This is a genomic window from Hominimerdicola intestinalis (assembly GCF_054655215.1).
In genome coordinates this window covers 94260-118750 of sequence record NZ_BAAHNZ010000007.1, presented here as the reverse complement: position 1 = coordinate 118750, position 24491 = coordinate 94260, and the positions used below count along the sequence as shown (strand labels likewise).

The 24491-nt window shown below is 44.0% G+C and carries 17 protein-coding genes; 13 read left to right on the top strand and 4 right to left on the bottom strand.

Features of this window, described 5'->3' with window-relative positions; all coding sequences use genetic code 11:
• Nucleotides 1-123: 123 nt before the first annotated feature.
• From ACYQ0H_RS08045 to ACYQ0H_RS07990, 12 genes are all read left to right on the top strand, one after another.
• A complete protein-coding gene (locus ACYQ0H_RS08045) occupies nt 124-873 on the top strand; it encodes a ClpP family protease (protein ID WP_459812328.1) in 750 nt (249 codons plus the stop codon).
• A 192-nt stretch (nt 874-1065) separates the two neighbouring features.
• Entirely contained in the window at nt 1066-1929 is an 864-nt protein-coding gene (locus ACYQ0H_RS08040; RefSeq protein WP_459812327.1) for an undecaprenyl-diphosphate phosphatase, read from the top strand.
• A 77-nt stretch (nt 1930-2006) separates the two neighbouring features.
• Nucleotides 2007-4589 (top strand): FtsK/SpoIIIE family DNA translocase, encoded by a 2583-nt coding sequence (locus tag ACYQ0H_RS08035; RefSeq protein WP_459812326.1) that lies wholly within the window; start codon nt 2007-2009, stop codon nt 4587-4589.
• An 80-nt stretch (nt 4590-4669) separates the two neighbouring features.
• Nucleotides 4670-5620, top strand: a complete 951-nt coding sequence (locus ACYQ0H_RS08030; protein ID WP_459812325.1) for a ComEC/Rec2 family competence protein — start codon at nt 4670-4672, stop codon at nt 5618-5620.
• 36 nt (nt 5621-5656) lie between these two features.
• Nucleotides 5657-5866 carry a DUF3006 domain-containing protein gene (locus ACYQ0H_RS08025; RefSeq protein WP_459812324.1) on the top strand — a complete coding sequence of 70 codons (210 nt, stop codon included), beginning with the start codon at nt 5657-5659 and terminating at the stop codon, nt 5864-5866.
• A 55-nt stretch (nt 5867-5921) separates the two neighbouring features.
• On the top strand, nt 5922-6776 hold the full coding sequence (locus ACYQ0H_RS08020) for a MurR/RpiR family transcriptional regulator (RefSeq protein ID WP_459812323.1): 855 nt from the start codon (nt 5922-5924) through the stop codon (nt 6774-6776).
• 69 nt (nt 6777-6845) lie between these two features.
• Nucleotides 6846-8069: a BaiN/RdsA family NAD(P)/FAD-dependent oxidoreductase gene (locus tag ACYQ0H_RS08015; RefSeq protein WP_459812322.1), complete on the top strand. Its 1224-nt coding sequence runs from the start codon at nt 6846-6848 to the stop codon at nt 8067-8069.
• A gap of 27 nt (nt 8070-8096) precedes the next feature.
• Nucleotides 8097-9449: a (d)CMP kinase gene (gene cmk / locus ACYQ0H_RS08010; protein ID WP_459812320.1), complete on the top strand. Its 1353-nt coding sequence runs from the start codon at nt 8097-8099 to the stop codon at nt 9447-9449.
• Nucleotides 9450-11414, top strand: a complete 1965-nt coding sequence (locus ACYQ0H_RS08005) for a bifunctional 4-hydroxy-3-methylbut-2-enyl diphosphate reductase/30S ribosomal protein S1 (protein WP_459812319.1) — start codon at nt 9450-9452, stop codon at nt 11412-11414.
• Nucleotides 11415-11690: 276 nt separating this feature from the next.
• Nucleotides 11691-13889: a transglycosylase domain-containing protein gene (locus tag ACYQ0H_RS08000; protein ID WP_459812318.1), complete on the top strand. Its 2199-nt coding sequence runs from the start codon at nt 11691-11693 to the stop codon at nt 13887-13889.
• 71 nt (nt 13890-13960) lie between these two features.
• Nucleotides 13961-15076, top strand: coding sequence for a THUMP domain-containing class I SAM-dependent RNA methyltransferase (locus ACYQ0H_RS07995; protein ID WP_459812317.1), 1116 nt, complete (start codon nt 13961-13963; stop codon nt 15074-15076).
• Nucleotides 15077-15104: 28 nt separating this feature from the next.
• Complete coding sequence (locus tag ACYQ0H_RS07990; protein ID WP_459812316.1) at nt 15105-15773, top strand: HAD family hydrolase; 669 nt, start codon at nt 15105-15107, stop codon at nt 15771-15773.
• Between the two features lie 76 nt (nt 15774-15849).
• Here the strand turns inward: ACYQ0H_RS07990 and asnB are convergent, their stop codons facing one another.
• A complete protein-coding gene (asnB, locus tag ACYQ0H_RS07985) occupies nt 15850-17697 on the bottom strand; it encodes an asparagine synthase (glutamine-hydrolyzing) (RefSeq protein WP_459812315.1) in 1848 nt (615 codons plus the stop codon).
• Between the two features lie 288 nt (nt 17698-17985).
• On the opposite strand from asnB, the gene ACYQ0H_RS07980 reads away from it, so the two are divergent.
• Nucleotides 17986-18198, top strand: coding sequence for a hypothetical protein (locus ACYQ0H_RS07980; protein WP_459812314.1), 213 nt, complete (start codon nt 17986-17988; stop codon nt 18196-18198).
• A 65-nt stretch (nt 18199-18263) separates the two neighbouring features.
• Here the strand turns inward: ACYQ0H_RS07980 and nrdG are convergent, their stop codons facing one another.
• The 3 genes from nrdG to ACYQ0H_RS07965 all read right to left on the bottom strand — a co-directional run bounded on the left by nrdG (nt 18264) and on the right by ACYQ0H_RS07965 (nt 24490).
• The gene (gene nrdG / locus ACYQ0H_RS07975) at nt 18264-18779 is read right to left on the bottom strand and encodes an anaerobic ribonucleoside-triphosphate reductase activating protein (RefSeq protein ID WP_459812313.1); all 516 of its coding nucleotides are present in this window, start codon (nt 18777-18779) and stop codon (nt 18264-18266) included.
• 149 nt (nt 18780-18928) lie between these two features.
• A complete protein-coding gene (locus ACYQ0H_RS07970) occupies nt 18929-21184 on the bottom strand; it encodes an anaerobic ribonucleoside triphosphate reductase (RefSeq protein WP_459812312.1) in 2256 nt (751 codons plus the stop codon).
• Nucleotides 21185-21808: 624 nt separating this feature from the next.
• A complete protein-coding gene (locus tag ACYQ0H_RS07965; RefSeq protein ID WP_459812311.1) occupies nt 21809-24490 on the bottom strand; it encodes a cation-translocating P-type ATPase in 2682 nt (893 codons plus the stop codon).
• Nucleotide 24491 lies beyond the last annotated feature (1 nt).

Sequence of the window (24491 nt, the reverse complement as noted above, 5' to 3'; positions counted from 1 at the left end):
ATATGTTATGCTTAAAAACGTTTGGAATATTTCCTGCATATTACGCAGAGGTTTGATTATACTAGGTTATATAAAACTTTGCGAAAGGAGCAGTGCTTCCGTTTGGAGGCATGACCGTAAAATATGCCGGATAATCAGAATAACGGAGAGATCCAGCAGCCGCCGCAGGAAAATGACGGCAGCAGCAATAATAATCCTGCGCCTGAGGATACGGAGCAGCAGCGCGAACAGATCAAGGAAATGGGGGAGATCGCGACCCCGAATGCAAAGCACCTTATCCACTGTCTTAATATAATTGGACAGGTCGAAGGACATTATATTCTGCCTCCTCAGAATAAAACAACCAAGTATGAGCATATAATCCCTGCGCTTGTCGCTATAGAACAGGACAGATCCATTGAAGGTTTAGTTATTATTCTCAATACCGTCGGAGGCGATGTTGAAGCCGGACTTGCTATTGCAGAGCTTGTGGCGGGAATGAAAACTCCTACAGTGTCGCTTGTAGTAGGAGGAGGTCATTCTATAGGAGTTCCTCTTGCGGTCTGCGCTAAAAAATCCTTTATTGTTCCGTCAGCTACAATGACTATTCATCCCGTAAGAATGAACGGACTGGTTCTGGGCGTTCCGCAGACGCTTTCGTATTTTGATAAGATGCAGGAGCGTATTGTCAGGTTCGTAACCGATAATTCAAGAATAAGCTCTGATGTTTTCAGAGAGCTTATGATGACTACTGGCGAGCTTATGATGGACGTCGGAACAGTTCTCGACGGAGAAAGAGCGGTAGAGGTTGGTCTTATTGACCAGCTGGGCGGTTTGTCGGACGCTATCGAGTGCCTTTATGAAATGATAGAAGCCGGAGGCAAGGAGGAATAAAATGCTTTATACTATTGTAAATATATATGACGTTCTCCGCACCGACAGTGTTTATGAAAACAGCCACAGCAATTACCTTGAGGTAAAAACTGACCCGTATGAATATTTAAAGTGATTTTCAAGCCCTGATCACAGGGCTTAGCTACATAAAATATAACTGCAGAATTTTATTTTCGGAAAGGAAAGTACATAATGAGTGTAATTAATGCGGTCTTTCAGGCAATAATCCAGGGCCTGACGGAATTTCTGCCCGTTTCAAGCTCGGGGCATCTATCATTATATCAGCATTTTACAGGAAATAACGGCGAGGGAGCATTATTCTTTTCGGCTGTGCTTCATCTCGGAACGCTTGTAGCTGTATTTATTGCTTTCAGGACTACGATTGCGGCAATGCTTAAGGAACTGGTGGTGCTTATAAAGGATATATTTACAGGTAAATTTTCTTATAAAAGCATGAATCCGGAAAGACGAATGATTATAATGATGGTTATATCCTGTGCCTGCCTGCTGCCGTTTGCACCTTTCCTCGACTGGTTTACGGGTATATCTGAGGATAAAAGCATATTTGCCGAAGGACTTTGCTTCCTTTATACCGCGGGACTGCTCTTTATGTCGGACCGCTGTATGAAGGGCAGAAAGACTCCCGCCGATATTACCGGCAAGGACGCCGTTGCAGTAGGCTTCTTTCAGGGAGTTGCCCTGCTTCCGGGAGTATCCCGTTCAGGTTCTACGATAAGCGCCGGACTGTTTTCCGGAATGACGAGAGATACGGCGGTAAAGTATTCGTTTATTTTAGGAATACCGGTAATAATGCTTGGCTGTATTACCGAGGTCAAGGACGCAGTCGGAACAGGTGCTGAAATAGAATGGGGAAGCTGTCTTGTAGGCTTTATAGTTGCCGCATTTGTGGGAATATGCGCTATAAAAATGGTAAGCTGGCTTGTAAAGACAGATAAATTTAAAATTTTCGGTTACTATACCTTCATTCTTGGAATAACAGTTATTGTTATTTCGATAATCGAGAAGTTTATCGGACACGCAATAACTATTGGATAATGCTATTTATGACGCGGGACTGCCCGGTGCGGTCCTGCATTGCTGTTAATGAGATTTTACGGTGGTGAAAAAATATAATGGCGGCGGCAAAGAAACCTGCAGCTTCAAAGTCAGCGTCAGGAAGCAAGAGCAAAGCGGCTTCCGGTTCAAAATCAAATACGAATAAAAACGCTGCTAAGAGTCCTGCTCCCAAGGGTGCAAAGGGTTCTGCTCAGGCTGTCAAGAAAAGTGCGGTTCAAGCGGCAAGAGAACGTGAGCAAAGACGCTTTTGGTCGTACATACTGTTTTTCGCCGGTGTTCTGGAGCTTCTGGTTACCTTTATAAAAGGCGACGGTCTGTGGACAAGCCTTTATGAGGTAAACAGAGGCGTTTTAGGTATGTCTGTATTTCTTGCAGGGCCAATGATCATTTACGTTGCGCTTCAGATAGCATCGGACAGATCTCATAACGCCGTAATTGCAAGGATCGTTCAGGGATTGGTGCTTATGCTTCTGTTAAGCGGAACGGCTCAGATCTTGTTTAACGGAACGGTTGAGGGGAAAACGTTTCTTTTAAAGCTCAAGGGTCTGTACAACGACGGAATAAGGCTTAACGGCGGAGGAATTGCAAGCGCAGCGCTTGGCTGGCCCCTGCTTGCGGCATTCAAGCGTGTCGGAGGAGCTATAATTATTATTTTGCTTGATTTTACCTTTATCATGCTCCTTACCGACCTGACGCTTCCCGAGCTGTTTAAAATTATCTCAAAGCCTTTTGTCGGCGGATATAAGGCGGTAAGCGAAGAGCGTATTGAAAGAGCTATGCAGCCTCCTAAAGAAAAAACTGAGAAAAAGCAGAGCAGAAAATCTGATAAAAGGGTTCGTATAGATATAGCTAAATATTATCAGGAAGAAGATAACACCCAGGACGCAGGAATATTTCCTTATGCTCAGGATGCAGGAAAACAGGAAAATGATGATACTTCGGATATAAAGCTTCCTCTCGATCCTGTAAGAATGCCTAAGTCTGAAGATAACAGCTCAGGCAGCGATAAAAAAGCTGAGGAGCAGGAGCTGAAGCGCATTATCGAAAAGGCGGTCGCTAAGGAACAGGAAAAAATTGAAGAAAAGCTAGAAAAGGAAAACCATTCTAAGCCCAAGGAGGTTTTTGTTGACGAGGAAGGGCAGACTTCGATACTGGAGCAAAAGGAAACCGTTCCTGCCTATGTTTATCCGCCAGTCGATATTCTTAAATATTCCGTTAATTCCACTTCTCCGGAGCTTGCACAGAGAGAAATAGAAGAAAAGTCTCAAAAGCTTGTTGAAACTCTTGAAACCTTTGGCGTTAAGACGAGAATTATCGGGATTCACAGAGGACCGTCCGTAACGAGATACGAGCTTCAGCCTGCGGCGGGAGTAAAGGTAAAGCAGATAACCAATCTTGCCGACGATATAGCGCTTAATCTTGCCGCAAACGGAGTAAGAATTGAAGCGCCTATTCCGGGCAAGGCGGCAATAGGTATCGAGATACCGAATATTCATCGGGACAGCGTTTCAATGCGTGAGCTGATAGACAGCGAGGAATACCGCAGCGCAAGGGGCAAGCTGTCGTTTGCTGTGGGGAAGGATATTGAGGGCAAGATAGTTATAGGAGATATTGCTTCAATGCCTCATATGCTTATTGCGGGAACTACCGGTTCCGGAAAGTCGGTATTTACCAACTCGATTATACTAAATATACTTTTTCATGCCTCGCCTGACGAGGTAAAGCTTATTCTTATTGACCCAAAAAAGGTAGAGTTTCCTATGTATAACGGAATTCCGCACCTGCTTATCCCGGTCGTTACCGAACCGTTAAAGGCGGCGGGAGCGCTTGGCTGGGCAGTAAATGAAATGATGAGAAGATATAAGCTTTTTGAGGCTAACGGAACGAAAAATCTTGAGGATTATAATCAGTTTGTTGATGAAAATCCGGAGCTCGAAAGAACAAAGCTTGCTCAGATAGTAATAGTAGTAGACGAATTTGCAGATCTTATGCTTGCGGCAAAATCCGAGGTAGAGGAATCGGTAATGCGTCTTGCACAGCTGGCAAGAGCGGCGGGAATGCATATGCTTATCGCTACTCAGTCGCCCAGAGTAGACGTTCTTACCGGTCTTATCAAAGCCAATATCCCCAGCAGAACTGCGCTTTCGGTATCTAACAATACCGATTCGAGAGTAATACTTGATGAAATAGGAGCTGAAAAGCTTCTCGGCAAGGGAGATATGCTGTATAAGCCGGTAGGTATGCCTAAGCCTCTGCGTATACAGAGCGGCTTTGCTTCTACCGCTGAAATAAGAAATCTTGTTAAGTTTCTTAAAAGTGAGCATAAAACAGAATATAATGAAGAGGTTATTCATGAGGTTGAGCAGAATATTCCTCAGCCTAAAAATAAAGGCGCTGACTGCGACGTTTCTGTCAATACTGACGACGATCTTACCGCTCAGGCTATATCAATAATCGTGGAAACCGGCAATGCGTCTACAGCGTTTTTGCAGAGAAAGCTCAAGCTTGGTTTTCCACGGGCAGCCAGGATAATGGACGAGATTGAAGAAATGGGCATAATAGGTCCTCAGGAAGGCTCTAAGCCGAGAAAAATAAATATTTCCAAGGAAGAATGGCTTGAACGTCAGGCAATGAAATAGAAAACACCGGTTCAATACTGTAGAAACTGCGGCCTTGGAATTTAATGGAGCGAAGGAAAAGCGCAGACGGGAGGTATTTTATGTCTAATACACGCAAACGTAAGAAGTTCGGTCATTCTGCAAACGTGTTCAGACATAAGCTTACGTTTGCTGCGCTGATCGTTACGGCGCTGGCTGCGGCAGCTTTGTTTGTGCTTGACAGGACGGGGGTCTTTACCTACAGCGACTGGAGAATAAAGCTGGGGCTTGAGGAAAAGCCGGCTGTAGTTGAAAACTCGGATACGCAGGTTCATTTTATAGACGTAGGTCAGGGCGACTGCTCACTTGTTATATCAGACGGAAAAACAATGCTCATAGACTGCGGAGACCGCGATGAGGACAATACAGTAATCAAATATCTTCAAAAGCTGGGGATAAAAAAGCTTGACGTAATTATAGCGACTCATCCTCATTCAGATCATATCGGAGAAATGAGTGAAATAATTGACAGCTTTGAAACGGATAAATTCATAATGCCTGAGATCCCAAAGGCTATGACGCCAACTTCAAAGACCTTTGAAAATATGCTAAGTTCCATTAAAAACAGAAAAATGAAAATTACTAAGGCTCAGGACGAAAGTTTTACTTTGGGCAGCGCTGAAGTACAGCTGTTTACGTCTAAGGAGGAGCATAGTGATCTCAATAATTATTCGGTTCTTGTAAAGATAGTTCACGGTGATAACAGCTTTCTTGTTACCGGCGACTGTGAAACTGAGGAAGAAAAGGAAATGCTGGAGCAGGGCTTCGATTTATCGGCAAAGGTGCTGAAAGTCGGACATCACGGCAGTTCTACGTCGTCATCAAGCGGATTTCTTACGGCTGTTTCCCCAAAATATGCTGTGATATCCTGCGGACTGGACAATAAGTACGGTCACCCAAGTGATGAAACTCTGGTAAGACTTGAAAAGTACGCTGAGAATATATACATAACCCGCGACGATAAAACGATAGTTTTTCTTTCCGACGGAAAGGGTCTGTCGCTGACGAAATAAAGTAACAAAGCAATTTTAAATGCCTGGAGAATGAATATGAAGCTTATTATAGACCGCAGGGAGGGCGAAAGCTTTGTCTGCGAGGACAAAATTGGAAATAAAGTAATTATCCCCTGCGTACAGGCTCAAAATGCGGCGGAGGGAGATATTATCGAATACAAAAACGGCGTTTATACCGTTCTTGCGGAAGAAACCGCCGAGCGCCGTAAAAAAATAAACAGGCTGTTGGATTCCCTTTGGGAGTAAGCCGCTTTAATTCAGAAAAAGGGAGGCGAACCCATGCCGACGCATGGGAAAACTTATGAAAAAGGATTTATTTTCGCTGATAGAAGAGCGTCAGCCAAAGCTTTCCAAGGGTCACAAGCTGATAGCGAATTATATACTTGCACATTACGATAAGGCGGCTTTTATGACGGCTCAGAAGCTTGGAAAAACCGTCGGAGTAAGCGAGTCTACGGTCGTCAGATTTGCGTCGGAGCTTGGCTATGACGGTTATCCCGCATTGCAGAGGGCGCTTCAGGATCTTATGAGAAACAGGCTTACGGCAGTTCAGAGAATAGAGGTTACTTCCGACCGAATGAACCGGGACGATGTGCTTGAAAGGGTGCTTAATCTTGATATTGATAAGATACGCCGTACGCTTGAAGAAACGTCAAAGGAGGATTTCAACAGCGCAGTTGACAAAATTATAGCCTGCAATACTATTTATATTCTGGGGGCAAGAAGCGCGGCTCCGCTGGCAAGCTTTCTGAATTATTATTTTACGCTTATCTTTCCCAGAGTTAAGCTTATTAGAAATACAACTACCAGCGAAATGTTCGAGCAGATAATGCATATGGATGAGAAGGATGTTATAATCGGTATCTCATTCCCCAGGTATTCCCGTCAGACCGTAAAGGCTCTTCAGTATGCAAGCAATAAAGGGGCAAGCGTAATAGCAATAACAGATTCGGCTGAATCCCCCCTAGCTCAGTACGCTGATGATCTTCTTCTCGCCAGCAGCGATATGGCTTCCTTTGTGGATTCTCTGGTTGCGCCGCTGAGCCTTATTAACGCACTTATAGCGGCGGTTTCCATAAGCAATGTCGATAAGGTTTCAAAAAGCTTTGAACGTCTGGAGCGTATCTGGGAAGAATATGATGTTTATCAGCCGTAGGCTGTCGGATATAAAAATGGTATTACTGTAAAACTGCAAAGTTCTGATAAACGGCACGGGAGAGATTTAATGTCTGAAATTATTATCATAGGCGGCGGAGCGGCAGGACTTTTCTGCGCCGTTCAGTCGGCATGGCTCGGAAATAAGGTAACTGTTATTGAGCATATGCGAAAGCCCGGAAGAAAGCTTCTTATAACAGGAAAGGGCAGGTGTAACGTTACAAATAACTGCGATACGGAAACGGTAATGAAGAATATTCCCAGAAACCCGAGATTTATGTATTCCTCTCTTTCACGATTTTCGCCGGAGGATACAATGGCGTTTTTTGAATCGCTGGGAGTTGCGCTTAAAACAGAGCGGGGCGGCAGGGTCTTTCCTGAAAGCGATAAGGCGGAGTCTGTTCTGAATGCGCTGATCGGTGCGGCAGGACAGGCGGGCGTAAGGTTTGTTTACGATAACGCATTGGAGCTTATTTCAGAGGATAATGCGGTAAAGGGAGTAAGGTGCGGGGCTTCGGAATATTTTGCGCCTAAGGTAGTTGTAGCTACAGGAGGTATGTCATATCCAATTACAGGCTCTACCGGCGACGGCTATAGGTTTGCGGCTCAGGCAGGGCATAGCGTAACTGAAATTTCTCCGTCTCTTTGTCCTATAGTAACTGAGGAGAGCTACTGCGCAGAAATGATGGGGCTTTCACTCAGAAACTGTATTCTTACTCTTTATGATGTTCAGTCGGAAAAAACATTGTTTTCTGAGCTTGGGGAGCTGCTTTTTACGCATTTTGGCTTGTCAGGTCCTCTTGCACTGTCGGCTTCGGCTCATATGGATAAGATAACTAAGGGAAGATATGCGGTTTCTATAGATTTAAAGCCGGCACTGCCGATTGAAAAGCTTGACGAGCGTATTCTCCGTGATTTCAGCGAATATCCTAATCGAGATTTCGCAAACTCGCTGAAAAAGCTGCTTCCGTCTAAAATGATAGATACGGCGGTTAAGCTCAGCGGTATCGAGCCGTATAAAAAGGTAAACCAGATAACAAAAACGGAGCGAAGGCATTTGGCTGAGCTTCTGAAGGATATGCGTTTTACCGTTAAGTCTCTCAGACCTATCAAAGAGGCGATCATAACAAGGGGCGGAGTTGACGTCAGGGAGGTATCTCCCAAAACTATGGAATCAAAGCTGATAAGCGGTCTGTATTTTATAGGCGAGGTTCTTGATGTTGACGGCCATACGGGAGGCTTTAATCTGCAGATCGCATTTTCAACGGCGTATGCCTGCGCTGCTGATTTATAATGATGTTGTATAACAGGAGGAAAAACGATGGGAATAAATATTGCGCTTGACGGACCGTCCGGAGCAGGGAAATCCACTATTGCAAAAAAGCTTGCTCAAAGGCTTGGATATGTGTATGCTGATACCGGTGCGCTGTACCGTTCTATTGCGTACTGTGTTATTTCAAGGGGAGCGGATACAAAGGATTCAACGCAGGTCTGTCCGCTTTTAAGCGAAACAGATATTAAGCTTTCATATATAAACGGCTCTCAGAGGGTCATACTTAACGGAGAGGATGTTTCGGAGAAGATAAGAACCCCTGAGATATCAATGGGGGCGTCGCAGGTATCCGCCCTGCCCGAGGTAAGAGAGTTTCTTTTTGAGCTTCAGAAAAGCATAGCCGAGGAAAACGATATAATAATGGACGGAAGAGATATAGGTACGGTAGTGCTTCCGAAAGCTGACGTAAAGATATTTCTTACTGCTTCGGCAGAGGAAAGGGCGCAGCGGCGTTTTAAGGAATTGCAGGAAAAGGGCGATCCTTCAACTTATGAACAGGTATTGGAGGATATAAAGCAGCGTGATTATAACGATACTCATCGTGAGATCGCTCCGCTGAAAAAGGCTGAGGACGCAATAGAGGTTGATTCTACCAGTCTTACCCTTGATGAAACGATAGAGGCTATTTATAAAATAGTTACGAAAAAAACAGACGCAAAAAAAAACGGGGAAAAGCCGAAAAAGCATGAACCTAAGGAGATAGCGCAGGTAAGACCGGTAAAGCGCGGCAGAAAGCTCAGCCCTGTCAGAATGTTTTTTTACGGTATTTTAAGACCTGTAGTAAAGCTTATTTTAAAGCTTTGGTTCAGGCTGTCCTATGAGGGTACGGAGAATATTCCTAAGGACGGAAGCAATATATTTGCTTCAAATCACCGCAGCTATACCGATCCGGTATTTATTGCGCTTCCGACGAGAGTTCCGCTTTCTTATATGGCAAAGGAGGAGCTTTTTCATCAGAATGTATTTTTTACAGGTCTTATAAAAGCGTTCGGCGCTTTTCCCGTAACAAGAGGAAAGGGAGATACGGCGGCTATTGATGTTTCCGTTGAAAAGCTTGAAATGGGCAGGAATCTCGTTATATTTCCTGAGGGGACCCGTTCTAAAGACGGAAAGGTAGGAAAGGGCAAGACCGGCGTTGCTCTTATCGCTGCAATAGCTCAGGTTCCGGTTGTTCCGGTAGGAATTAATTTTGAGGGAAAGCTTAGATTCAGAAGAAAGGTAGTTGTTCGGTTCGGCAAGCCTATAAAGCCTGAGGAGCTTGCAGTTAAAACTACAGGCCCCAGGGATCTGAAAACATTGAAAACCAAGATAATGAACGCTATAACCGAGCTGGTATATTAAATGTTAACAAAATGTAAAATTTGCACTGCCAAGACCGCAGGTTTCTGTTTTGGTGTAGACAGAGCCGTAAAAATAGTGTATAATGAATTAGATAACCGAAATAATGTTGTAACTTTAGGTCCTATAATTCATAACAAAAATGTCGTGTCGGATCTTGAGGCAAGGGGCTGCAGATCGGTAGCTCTTGACGAGGTCAGACCGGAGCATACTGTTATTATACGTTCTCACGGAGTAGGAAGGAAAGTTTATGAAAGCCTGTCGCAGCTGGGCTGTACAGTTGTAGATGCAACCTGTCCTTTTGTTGACAGAATACATAAAATTGCCTGTGAAAAATCCGAGAGCGGATATACTGTGCTTATAGCAGGCGACAGCAGTCATCCCGAGGTTATTGGAATAAGGGGTCACTGTATTGGGCCGTCTTTTGTGTTCGCCGGCTGTGAGGACTTTGAAAATTTGGTGAAAACGGAGAATTTACAGTCTGAAAAGGTTGTAATTCTCGCTCAGACGACGTATAATAAAAAGATATGGGGCGAATGCCGCAGATTAGCTGAAAAACTGATTCCGGAAGCGCTTATTTACGATACGATATGCAGCGCGACTGCCGAGCGGCAGAAGGAAGCGGCGGCTATTGCGGAAAAGTCAGACGTGATGATAATCGTCGGAGGGAAAAACAGCTCCAATACCCATAAGCTTAAAGCCGTATGCGAAGAATACTGCCGCTGCTATCTTATAGAGGATGCCGGTGAGCTGGCTGATATAGACTTATCAGGTGCAAATTTTATCGGGATTTCTGCCGGTGCATCGACTCCGGCTTATATAATCAAGGAGGTACAACAAACCATGAGTGAAATGTTGAACAATGAAGAAGAATTTAACTGGGTGGAGGAGATGGAGAATTCTCTTAAGCCAATACATATTGGAAAGAGAGTAACCGGTACTGTGCTTAGTACAAACAACAGTGAAGTTTATGTTGATCTCGGCACAAAGCAGCAGGGCGTTATCCCTGTTTCAGAGCTTACCGACGATCCGTCAAAGTCGGTTGAGGATGTTGTTAAGGTCGGAGATACTATCGATCTTATCGTTCTTAAGACTAACGATCAGGACGGTGTAGTTACCCTCTCCAAAAAGAGAGTAGATGCGGCTCTCGGCTTTGAGAAGATCTGTGCCGCAAAGGAAGAGGATTCGGTTCTTACCGGAACGGTGGCAAATGTTGTCAAGGGCGGAGTGCTTGTTGCTTCTAACGGAGTTAAAGTATTTATCCCTGCATCTCAGGCAGCGCCGAGAAGAGATTATGACCTTAATAATCTGCTAAAGCAGACAGTTAATTTTAAAATACTTGAGGTCAACGAGGGCAAGCAGAGAGCAGTTGGTTCGATCAGAGCCGTTCAGCGCGAGGAGAGAGAGGCGGCTCAGGCTAAGTTCTTTGAAACCGCTAAGGCAGGCGACGTAGTTGAGGGCGAGGTAAAGTCTATCACAGATTACGGCGTATTTGTTGATCTCGGCGGAGTAGACGGTCTTGTCAGAAGAATGGATCTGTCATGGAACAGGATCAAGCATCCTTCGGACGTTGTAAGCGTAGGCGATAAGGTAGAGGTAAAGATAAAGGATATAGATCCCGAAACCAAAAAGGTTTCTCTTGTATACAAGAAGGATTCAGATAATCCATGGGAGATTTTCAAGACAAATTATCAGGTAGGACAGGTAGTAAAGGCTACTATAGTTTCTATCACCTCCTTCGGTGCGTTCGCTCAGATAATCAGCGGAATTGACGGTCTTATCCACATCTCTCAGATAGCCAACCAGAGGGTTGACAACGTTGCGGATATTCTTTCTGTAGGTCAGGAAGTTGACGCTCAGATCACTGAGATCGACCTTGACAAGAAGAGGATCAGCCTTTCAATGAGAGCTTTGCTTACAGACGACGACGCTGATACCGCTGAATATGACGATGAAGCGGACGAGTAAGTCTTTTCGGTCTTAAAAAATTCTTAAAACTCATGGGGGCGAGGTTTCGTCCCCTTTACTTTTTTATTCATATGTGGTATAATAGATTCAGGGTCTGTGACGGTAAAATCAAAGCTGCGGCTTATATTTGCTGCCGGATCTACAGATCGGTTTTGGCACGGCGGGGAATAATGCCGCGCTTTCTGCAAAATATAACAGCGGACAAATTCGGCGTTTGCTTCAGTCGTGCTGTTTCTTATTAAACACAGTTATAATGAACGATGAAAGGTTTGCGTTATGGAAGAGATAAAAAAGACGGCTCCGAAATCCGGCAAAAAGAAGAAAAAAAAGAGTAATCCTGCGGTCAGGGCGCTGAAAATATTCGGTACTCTAGTGCTTTCCTTTATTCTTATAGTAATTATAACCGGCTCTATTTTTGCTACTGCGCTGACGATATACGTTCTGAACTTTACCGATACCGACGATACGGTAAATCTGGATAAGGGCGTAGTTTCAAGCAATATCTCAAGGTTTTTGTATAAGAATCCGGATTATGATGAGGACGATGAGGATTCACAGGAATATCTGCTTTACTATGCGCTGAAAAATCAGCAGAAGAAGGTTCAGTGGGTAGACCTGGAGGATATACCTCAGTACGTTCAGGACGCTTTTGTTTATACTGAGGACGAGCGTTTTTATTCGCATGACGGAGTTGACTTCAAAAGAACCTTTTCGGCTATACTGAAAACGCTTATGGGCTTCCGAGAGGGCGGTTCTACGATAACTCAGCAGACTATTAAGAATATTACCGGTGATGATGACGCTTTGGGAACAGCCGGAGTTGAACGTAAGATACGGGAAATTTTCCGCGCTATAAATGTTGAAAAAGTTTATACGAAGGAGGATATTCTGCAGTCGTATCTAAATATAATCGGACTTACCGACGGAGTTCAGGATATTGTAGGAGTTCAGGCGGCTGCGAATTATTACTTCAGCAAGGATGTATCAGAGCTTACTCTTGCCGAAGCTGCCTGTCTTGCAGGTATGAATAAATCTCCCGTTTACTATAACCCTCTGACGAACAGGGAAAATAACAGGATAAGGCAGAAGTATTGTCTGGATCAGATGCTTGAAAACGGCGCTATTTCTGATAATGAATATGAAGAAGCTATAAATGAGGAGATCGTAGTTACGGGAGATCCTGATTTTTCAAGCGCAACGGTTTATGAGGACGAAACTAAGGATCAGGGACCGACCTCTTATTTTATGGACGAAGCGATAGAAGAGGCAATAAATATAATTTCGGATAAGGCGGGAATAGATACCTCTGAAGCTCAGATAAGACTTTATAACGGCGGATATACTATCTATACTACCGTAGATATAAATATGCAGAAAAAGATAGAGAAGGAAATGCGGGACGTATCTAATTTCCAGAATTACTATCTTGAAAAGGATAACCTGCTTTCAGGATTTATTGCAATGGATTACGAGGGCAATGTTCTGGCGGTAGTCGGAGGACGTGATGAAAAAACCGAATCACGTATCTGGAATAATGCTACAGATGCGTTAAGGTCGCCGGGTTCATGTATAAAGCCGGTAGCCTCCTATGCTCCGGCGCTGGAACAGGATCTTATGACCTGGTCTACTTTCTTTAAAGACGAGCCTATCACTATTAAAGAGGACGGCAAGGATAAAAAATGGCCTGTAAACTATTCGGAGACCGGCGACAGCGAAAACTGGTCGAACAATAATTATTTTACATGGCAGATGCTGATGAAATCACTGAATACCTGTCCGGCTCAGCTTATTGACCAGATGACTCCGGCTTATTCATATAATTTCCTAAAGGAGAAACTTGATTATTCAACGCTTACAGATTCTGACGTAAACTATTCTCCTGTAACGGTCGGCGGTTTTACAAACGGAACGAAGCTTGAAGAGCTGGTAGGCTCGTATATGATCTTCGGAAACGGCGGTAAAAAGTACGAAGCTACCTATATTGCAAAGATAGAGGACGCTGAGGGCAATATAATATATGAGAAGAATGACGGCTATAAGCAGGCAATAAGCGAATCTACCGCTTATGTAATGAATAAGATGATGCAGACGGTAATCTCTCAGCAGGAGGGAACGGGTCGTTATGCGCGCCTTAACAATACGGTAGTTGCAGGAAAAACTGGTACGTCGTCGGATTGGAAGGATCTGTCCTTTGTAGGCTGTACTCCCGACTATGTCAGCGGAGTATGGATCGGCTACGATGAGCAGAAAAAGATCCCGACAAATGAATATCAGAATATCGGCGCTATCTGGAAGAATATTTTTGGAGATATTGCCGAGTCTGAAAAGGATCATGATTTTGAAATGCCCGATACCGTAGTTGAAGCAAAATACTGCACAAAAACAGGAAAACTCGCAAGCGGCAGCTGTTCAAGCACTGCTACAGGATATTACAAGCAGACAAACGTGCCGGAATACTGTGCCGGCGGTCATTGATAAAAAACTCAAGCCTCCGTTTCGGAAATCCGGCGGAGGCTTTGCTGTAACAGCAGAAAGGATATATAAATATGAGTAAGATCAGGCTTTGCTGTCCCTGTCATTTCGGTCTGGAAAGCGTATTGAAATTTGAAATTAATAAAATAGGAGGAGAAAATCTTTGCGTATCTGACGGAAAGATCTCCTTTGACGGAGATTTTAATATCCTTGCAAGGGCAAATCTTCGCCTTTCGACGGCAGAAAGAGTCCTGATTGAGCTTGGAAGCTTTGAAGCCAAAAGCTTTGAGGAGCTTTTTCAGGGAGTAAGGGCGCTGCCGCTGGAGAATTTTATTGGTAAGAACGACGCATTTCCGGTTAAGGGACATTCCCTTAATTCTCAGCTTCACAGCATACCCGATTGTCAGAAAATAATTAAAAAGGCGGCGGTTGAACGTCTTAAATCAAAATACGGCGTTAATTGGTTCGATGAAGACGGGGCGGTTCATCAGCTCCAGTTTTCTATTCACAAGGATATATGCACCATATACCTTGATACAAGCGGAGCAGGACTTCATAAAAGAGGTTACAGGAAAAACAGCAATGCTGCGCCTATTAAGGAAACTCTGGCTGCCGGGATAGTAGATCTTGCGAGAGTAAGAGCTGATTCGGTCGTCTGTGATCCAATGTGCGGTTCGGGAACGTTTCTTATAGAATCAGCTTATAAGGCTTTAAATGTTGCGCCCGGACTGAGGAGACGTTTTGCGGCGCAGAGTTGGGAACAGATATCTCAGGATATATGGCAGCAGGAACGCAGCGACGCTATGGATTCTATTGACAAACAGGGTAAATTTCACGGATTCGGCTTTGATATTGATGAAGAGGCGGTAATACTCACTCTTGAAAACGCAAAGAAGGCCGGAGTAGGATCTAAGCTTGATGTTTCTAGGCAGGATATACTGAAATTTTCTCAGCCGGATAATTCTATTACGCTGTGCAATCCGCCTTACGGTGAAAGAATGTTGGAGTTAAGGGAGGCTGAGGAGCTTTATAAACGGCTTGGCCAGGCGCTTTCTCCCTCTCGTGACAGAGCCTGCTATATAATTTCTCCTCATGAGGATTTTGAAAAGTTTTTCGGCAGACAGGCGGATAAAAAGCGCAAGCTTTATAACGGAATGATAAAGTGTACTCTTTATATGTATTTCAAGTGATCATATTTATGGTTAAAGGAGAGGCTTTATGAGCAGGATAAAAGCGGTAGTATTTGATATGGACGGAGTTTTATTCGATACCGAAAGAATGTATCTTGACGCATGGAAAATACTCGGCGCTGATAAAAACATCAGAGATATCGAGAATACTGCAAAAAAATGCATAGGATTAAGCGTAACCGATACTATAGCTTTGCTGAGGCTTACCTATGGTGAGGATTTTCCTGTTGAGGAATATCACGGTATTATAGATTCTATCGTTAAGGACAGGATAATTAACTGCGGTATGCCGATAAAAAAGGGTGCAAGGGAGATACTTGAATATCTTTACCGTATTGATTTTACCGTAGGACTTGCGTCGTCCACTAAATATTGTAAGATAATCGAGAATCTGGAGCGTGCCGGACTGAGAAAGTATTTTAAGGTTATTATAGGCGGAGATATGATAGCGCACAGCAAGCCTGATCCTGAGATATATCTCGCTGTCTGCAGACAGCTCGGAATTGAGCCGTCTCAGGCTGCAGCTGTTGAGGACAGCAGAAACGGGTTATTATCAGCCAGACAGGCAGGAATGATACCGCTGCTTGTGCCGGATATTGTATCACCTACAGAGGCTATGCTTTCGATGTGTGAAGAATGTTTTGACAGTTTGGCGGAAGTAAAGACTTATCTTGAGAGGGAGATAAGCGGTATTTGAAAACACTGTATTTCTGTCAGATGAAATAAAAATAAGCGGGATATCCGGTATAATTTTCTCCGGTATCCCGCTTTTATTATATTGCTGCAACTGTTTCACTGCCGAAATAGACCTCATACCAAACGAGGAAAGTAAATACTGTCCAGATCTTTCTGGAATAATCGTAATGTCCTGCTTTATGCTCGTCAAGAAGCTCTACAAGCTTTTCTGTATTAAAGAACCTTTCGGCATTTGGCGATGTGAATTTTTTCTTGACAATATTATAGTATTTATCCTCCTTGAGCCATACTCTGATAGGAACGGGGAAGCCCAGCTTTTTCTTATTTGCGGTCTGCGGAGGACAGGCTTTCAATGCGGCTATTCTCATAGCATATTTTGTATTTTCCTTTGTTACTCTGTGCTTTGTCGGTATCTGCTCTGCAAGCGCCATTACTTCTTTGTCAAGGAACGGTACGCGCAGCTCAAGCGAGTGAGCCATGCTCATTTTATCCGCTTTCAGCAGTATATCTCCCGTCATCCAGAGGTGCAGGTCAAGATACTGCATCTGAGTAACTTCGTCACTGTCCTTGCAGCGGTCGTAGAACGGCTTTGTAATAGCTGTGGGTGCAGGGGCGGAGGTTTTTATCTTTAACAGCTCCTTACGTTCCTTTTCGGTAAACATATAGGCGTTGCCGATAAACCGCTCCTGAAGATCCTGTGAACCTCTTATCAGGAAGTTTACTCCATGCTTATGGGGCAGGCGCTGTGCGACAGCTCCTATTCCGCGCCTGATAGGACGTGGGATCCTGTTATATGCCGCCATATCGGCAGGGTTGTGATATATGTTATATCCTCCGAATATCTCGTCAGCGCCCTCGCCGCTCAGTACGACTTTAACCTTCTGCGAAGCAAGCTGACAAACAAAGAAAAGTGCAACAGCCGCAGGGTCGGCAAGAGGTTCGTCCATATGATACTGTATTTTGGCAAAATTACCCCAGTATTCCTCGGGGGAAATAACCTTGGAGTTGTTTTCTTTATGTATATATTTTGAAAATTCCTTTGCGTAGCCTATTTCATTGTATTTTTCATCTTCACCGAAGCCTACGGTAAAGGTTTTGTCAACGTCTGCAACTGCTGCAACATAGCTTGAATCAACTCCGCTTGATAGGAATGAGCCGACCTCTACGTCCGCTATTTTATGCGCTTCGACGGAGTTTTTGAAGGTATCGCTGATTTTATCCACCCATTCGTCAAGATCGGGCTTGTTATCGGGAGTGAATTTTACTTCCCAGTAACGCTTGACCTCCATTTTGCCGTCCTTATATATAAAGTAATGTGCGGCAGGGAGCTTATATACGTTTTTGAAAAAGGTTTCTGAGGTAGGTGAGTACTGGAAGGTAAGATAGTTTTCCAGTGCGGCTTCATTAAGCTCTTTTTTAAAGTGAGGGTGGTCAAGAAAGCTTTTTATCTCGCTGCCCCACATCAGCGTTTCTCCCATCTTTGCATAGTAAACGGGCTTTATTCCGAAGAAATCTCTGGCTCCGAATACCTGATCTTTATTTTTGTCAAAGATAACAAAGCCGAACATACCCCTCAGCTTATTCAGCATATCGGTTCCCCATTCCTCATAACTGTGAACGAGAACCTCAGTATCGGTATGAGTATAAAAGCTGTGTCCCTTTTCAAGCAGCTCGGCTCTTAGATCCTGGTAGTTGTATATTTCACCGTTAAAGGTTATAACGATAGATCTGTCCTCGTTGAAAATAGGCTGGCTTCCTTTATCAGAAAGGTCTATTATCGAAAGCCTGCGGAAGCCCATAGCTACCTGCTCGTCAACATATTTTCCGTCGGAATCAGGTCCGCGGTGCCTTATCCTGTCCATCATTTTTCCTATAACGATCGATGCGTCGTTTATTTTATTTGTAAAGCCAACAAAACCGCACATAAAATAGCCTCATTTCTTTAGTAATCGTTAAAAAAGCATAACGCTGCATTATTTACCGCACAATTATCGCCGTACGGCTATCTATATAATTATACATCAATTTCCCTGGTTTTGCAATAGTATATATTTAAATTTTAAGTAAGCCTCTGTCGGATAAAAAGGAACAAAATAAAAATTTCTATTGCAAGACGGCGGAAAATAAGCTATAATATATATTAGAGAAAAAACCGTATTTTTGTTACTGATTTTATACGGCAAAAAGCAAATTAGTTGAAAGGCGCTGATTTTATGAGCGAGGAAAATAACAATAAGACAAAAAGGTTCAGATACCGTATAGATATTCTGCTCATAGTAAGTTTGTTTATAGTTCTGATAACCTTCTGTGCATATATGATGAATACGGATCTTGAAGAAACGCTTGAAAGTCAGCGTGGTACAGAGATAGTAACTCATGATTACACCTATGACGATTCGTCTGAAGGCTCAGCGGACAGCGATTAAATTCAGCCCCCTGTTTTATTTGTAACAGGGGGCTTCTTTATAGATTATGAAGTTATAAGCATAGTTTATTCTTCCTGTGCAGTAACGGCTTTTCCACATTCCAGAGATTTTTTAACGTCTATAAACCTTTGATTTGCACTGCCGCGGAATTTAAGTTCAAGACTTTTCTGTTCGAGGATAAACGGGCCGTCTATCAGATAATCCACCTCTTTAAGCAGTTCCATGTATCCGTTATCATCATTTGAATTTTCAATAAGATACTCAAAGGTATATCCGGTGTATGCAATAACGTTAAGGGTGTTTCCCTTAAACCTGTGTATTTTCCCAGCAAGCTCGGCTAACGGCCTGCATTGGCAGAACGGCTCGCCTCCGCTGAGAGTTATTCCGTCCAGCATAGGATTTGCGGTAACCCGTTTATATATTTCATCAGTATCTGTTATACTTCCTCCGTTAAAGTCGTGCGTCTGCGGATTGTGGCAGCCGGGACAGCCGTGAGGACAGCCCTGTGTAAATACGGTAAATCGTATTCCCGGGCCGTCAACGATAGAATCTTCCGCAAAGCCTGCTATTCTTAGTTTCATTTCTTTGTTATCCTTTCATATTTTTCAGCGTCATTCAGCAGGGCTTATCAAAATAAAGTTGAGGCTCTGCTTTGTATGGTCATGCCTGTATGATAAATAAGGACGGATCTAAAGCAATCCGTCCGTTTTTAATTCTGTTTTAGCTTTTATCAGCAGCAGTCGGAGGTCTTTATTCTCTGTATTCTTTCTTTGCATATCTTGGAATGTTCGGCTTCGCTTCTTCCGCACATCGGGCATTTATCGCCTATGATTCCTGTATAGCCGCAGACAGGGTCGCGGTCGACAGGGTGATTTATAGCGCCGTAACCTATACCTTGCTCCTTCATGCAGCGGATAACTTTTTCAAATGCAGAAAGATTGGTTGACGGATCTCCGTCAAGCTCAATATAGCTGATATGACCGGCATTTGTAAGTGCGTGATAAGGTGCTTCGATCTTTATCTTTTCAAAGGCGCTGATATTATAATAAACCGGAACGTGGAATGAGTTTGTATAGTAATCCTTGTCGGTAACTCCGGCGATCTCGCCGTAGCGTTTTTTGTCTATTCTTACAAATCTTCCCGAAAGCCCCTCGGCGGGAGTTGCAAGCAGTGAGAAATTAAGACCTGTACGCTTTGTTTCCTCGTCCATTCTTTCACGCATATGAGTTACTATTTCAAGTCCAAGCTCTCTGGCTTCCTCAGATTCACCGTGGTGCTTGCCGATAAGCGATTTAAGAGTTTCAGCAAGTCCGATAAAGCCGACTGACAGTGTTCCGTGCTTCAGTACCTCGGCTACGTCGTCGTTTATGCTGAGCTTTTCGGAGTCTATCCATACTCCCTGTCCCATAAGGAACGGATAGTTTTTGACCTTTTTGGAGCATTGTATCCTGAATCTGTGCATAAGCTGTTCAATACACAGCTCCATCATTTCGTCAAGTCCATCAAAGAATGCGCCTATATTTCCCTGAGCTTTAATTGCAAGACGAGGCAGATTTATAGATGTAAAGGAAAGGTTTCCTCTTCCGGTCACGATTTCTCTTGAAGGGTCGTATGCGTTGCCGATAACTCTGGTTCGGCAGCCCATATAAGCGATTTCCGTATCGGGATTGCCTGGCTTGTAATACTGGAGGTTAAACGGAGCGTCGATAAACGAGAAATTGGGGAAAAGACGCTTAGCAGATACTCTGCACGCAAGCTTGAACAGGTCATAGTTGGGGTCAGTAGGGTTATAATTCACGCCGTCCTTTACCTTGAATATATGTATTGGGAAAATAGGCGTTTCACCGTTGCCAAGTCCGGCCTCCTGAGCAAGCAGGACGTTCTTTATTACCATTCTTCCCTCAATAGAGGTATCCGTTCCGTAATTGATAGATGAAAACGGAGTCTGAGCGCCGGCTCTTGAATTCATGGTGTTAAGGTTATGGATAAGAGCCTCCATTGACTGGTAGGTCGCTCTGTCGGTTTCTTTGACGGACGATTTAAAAGCAAAGCTTTGTATTTTCTTGACCGTAGCAGCGTCGGCAAACGCCGTCAGCAGTTCTGCCTCAGCCTCCTGATAGCCGTTGTCGTTTGCAAGAGTAGGAAAAAGTCCCTTTTCGTTTTCAAGCTTATCAGCAAGCTTTCTTGAGATCTCATAGCTGTCGGTTACACCTGCCATAAGAGAAAGAGCCCGGTGAATATTGTCACGGTAACGGTGGCGGAAGGTTTTCTTTACTCCTTCTGCCATATCAAAATCAAATTTAGGGATAGACTGTCCGCCGTGCTGATCGTTCTGGTTGGACTGTATAGCAATACAGGCAAGTGCGGCGTAGCTTGATATATCGTTAGGAGTTCTGAGATAGCCGTGACCTGTAGAGAAGCCCTTATTAAAAAGCTTTGTCAGATCGATCTGGGTGCAGGTCGTAGTAAGGGTATAGAAATCAAGGTCATGGATATGAATATCGCCTTCCGCATGAGCCTTTGCGTGCTTAGGATCAAGCACATACATTTCATAGAATTCCTTTGCGCCTGCGGATCCGTATTTGAGCATTGTGCCCATTGCCGTATCTCCGTCAATATTGGCGTTTTCACGCTTCAGATCCATTTCCTTTGCCGGCTTGAAAGTAAGATCCTCATAAACCTTCATAAGACGGGTATTCATCTCTCTGGCTCTGGTTCTGGTAGACCTATAAAGAATATATGCTTTTGCAGTAGCGGCGTGGCCTTCTTCAATAAGAACCTTTTCTACGCAGTCCTGAATCTCCTCAACCGTCGGTGAAGTAAGATTCATTCCCATAAGCATATCCGCAACCTTGCCGGCAAGCTCCAAAGCCTCTTCGTAATTGCTGCCGCCTACCGACTGCGCAGCCTTATATATAGCTCCGGCAATCTTTTCTATATTAAACGTTACGTTTCTGCCGTCCCTTTTCTTGATCTTGATTATCATATTCCCTTACCTCCGTATATATAATAGATTCGTCACAGCATTTTTATTGTTCGGTTGATTTAACCATTTAATATTATAAGCTTGATGACAACCACAATATCTTGTGGTCTTTGAACTGCCATAAACAAGTATATAGTATTCTTGACTTATTGTCAAGTGGATAAGTGCCAAAAAAAACGACATACTTTTGTATACACTGCACAAAGCTTGCCTTGGGGAAATTTACCTCTTGATTCAGAATGATTGTTACAGAGGCCGTGTAAAGCTCTGCTGCTTTACAAAATAATTGTCCGAATATTTCTTGTAAAACTATTGGACTTTACAGCATAAAAGGCTTATACAAAATACTTTGCCGTTTTATAAGGAATCTATTAGTGTAAATATATACTAAGAATACACCCCTTTTTTAATCTGATTTTTTGTACAGGTAATATATACGGTGAAAAAATCAATGTATGTAAAGCTTGATAGCTTTATAAATAGCACAACTATTCCAATTTTCATATATGGCATATCAACAATTACACATGATAGCTCTCGTTATAAATTTTAATGTCACATATAAAGACCGTCCCCCCGAACTTGCCGGAAAATGGAACGGTCTTTTATATTATCCGATTTGATTTATGATTTGTAGGTTTTGCGTGAAAGCTTTCCTGCTATTCCTGCTATAATAGGTATTGCTGCGGCGAAGCCGACTGAAATCAGCCAGCCAGAAGCTCCGAGGGGAGCAATTGCGAATATTTTTCCGAGAAATGGAATAAACATACAGCCCCCAAGACAAAGCAGGGATATAAGAACTGAAAAGATAAGGAACGGATTGGAGAAGTATGGTACAGAGAAGAGGGTTTTTTCTTCGCTCTTGCATTCAAAAACATGAATAAGCTGAGAAAGAATAAGCGTTACAAGAGCGCCGGTCCTGGCAGCGTCCAAAGTACAGCCGGCTTTCAGCAAGCAGGTAAATGCGGCAAGAGTACACAAGCCTATCAGAATTCCCCTGATTATTATACGTGAGAGAAGTCCGCCGCTGAAAAAGCTGTCGTTTTCTTTCCTCGGGGGTTTTTTCATAACTGATCTTTCGGACGGTTCAAGACCCAGTGCGACGGCGGGAAGTCCGTCGGTAACAAGATTTACTAGCAGTATCTGAGCCGGAAGAAGCACCAGCGGAAGTCCCATTATTATACCTCCCAGCATAGTAAGGACCTCGCCTATATTGCATGAAATAAGATAGCGCACAAATTTTCTTATATTCTGATAAATAGTGCGTCCCTCTTCTACTGCGCTTACAAGAGTAGCGAAATTATCGTCCATAAGAATACAGTCCGCCGCCTGTTTGGTAACGTCAGTACCGGAGATACCCATTGAAACTCCGATAGAGGCTTCCTTTACAGCCGGGGCGTCGTTAACTCCGTCTCCTGTCATTGCGCAGACATGACCCTTGTCTTTGAAGGCTTTGATTATTCTGAGCTTATGAGCGGGAGTTACTCTGGCGAATACCGCAGTTTTTTCTGCGGCGTCTGACAGCTGGTCATCTGACATTCTGTCCAGCTCATCTCCTGTAAACGCCAGATCGCCTTCTCTCATTATTCCGACTTCCTTAGCCACCGCACAGGCTGTAAGCTTATGGTCGCCGGTTATCATAACCGTTTTTATTCCCGCCTTTTCGCATTCTCTGACCGCTTTTTTTGCTTCCGGACGTGGCGGGTCGGCAAGTCCCATAAGTCCGAGGAATATAGTCTTTCCTCGGTATATCTTTGAGAACGCCATTACTCTCAGTCCGTTTGACGCCATTTCATCGTTTTTTCGGAGTACGGCGGCTTTTTCCTGAGCAGTAAGGGTATTGAGATTCCCTTCAGAATCCGATATTACAAATTCACATTCTTTTATTATTACGTCCGGCGCGCCTTTTTTGTAAATATATTTTTCTCCGGAATGATCCGTACAGGTTACAGACATAAAGCGGGTCTCGCTGTCAAAAGGCTGTTCGTCGATACGCTTGAGCTGAAAGCCTGCGACATCTATTCCGCAGCGTGCGCAGGCGGAAAGAATAGCGGCTTCGGTCGGATCTCCTTCCGCTGAAAATCTGCTGAATACTCTGCCCTGCCTGTTCCGCTTATCATATGACGGGGCTTTTGCCATCTGTGCATTATTGCAGGCTGTTCCGCAAATAAAAAGCTCGCTTAAAACGTGGCTGTCCCAAGCCATAAGCTTCTGACCGTCGGGAGTAAATACGCCCTGTGATTCGCTGTCTGCGCCCAGAGTAAATTCCTCTGTCCTTTCGCCGGCGGTAAATATCTTTTTGACCGTCATTCTGTTCATTGTGACTGTTCCGGTCTTATCAGTGCAGATAACTGTAGCGCAGCCCAGTGTTTCTACTGAATGAAGTCTGTGGACGAGAGCGTTCCTTTTCAGCATTTTCCTTACGGCGATCGCAAGAGCAATAGTGACCGCAGCGGGAAGTCCCTCGGGAATTGCGGCAATTGCAATTGATATACCCGTCATAAGCATATCGAATACTGGCTCGCCTCTTATTACTCCTGCGGCGAATACAAGTATACATACTCCAAGGCATATCAGCGCCAGAGTTCTTCCCAGTTCTCCAAGCTTTTTCTGGAGAGGAGTAGGGTCGCTGTCAATGCTTTCCAGCATTTTTGAAACACGTCCCATCTGGGTAAGACTTCCTGTTGCGGTTATCTCTATCTCGGCGTTGCCTTTGGTGCAGACTGTTCCCATATAGGCTATATAAGGAAGATTCAGCGAAGTAAACTCCCGTTCTCCGAAGTGAGCGCGTTTTTCAGCGGGAACGGCTTCTCCCGTAAGTATTGATTCGTCGCAGGTAAAGCTTCTGCAGTTAACTATTATGCCGTCGGCAGGGATCCTGTCACCTGCTTCAATAACAGCGGTATCTCCGGGAACGAGCTTCGACGCGGGAATTACCTCAAGCCGTCCGTTACGATACACTCTGGCGGTAGGAGCAGTCATTTCTTCCAGTTTTTCAAGGGTCTTTTCACACCGATATTCCTGTATAAATCCCAGTACCGCATTTACGATAACTATTATCATTATAGGTACGGCGTCGGTATATTCCCCCAGCAATACGGATATGACGGTTGCGATAAGCAGAATCATGACCATTATGTCGTGAAACTGGTTTGCAAATATTTTCAGTGCGTTGCTTTTCTTTTTTGCGGCAAGCCGGTTTTCACCGTTTATTTCCAGCAGTCTTTCAGCCTCCTGCTGAGACAGTCCCTTCGGCTTATCCGGCGCGGCTTCGGACAGCGCCTTTTTTTCCAGAACCTCAAGCATT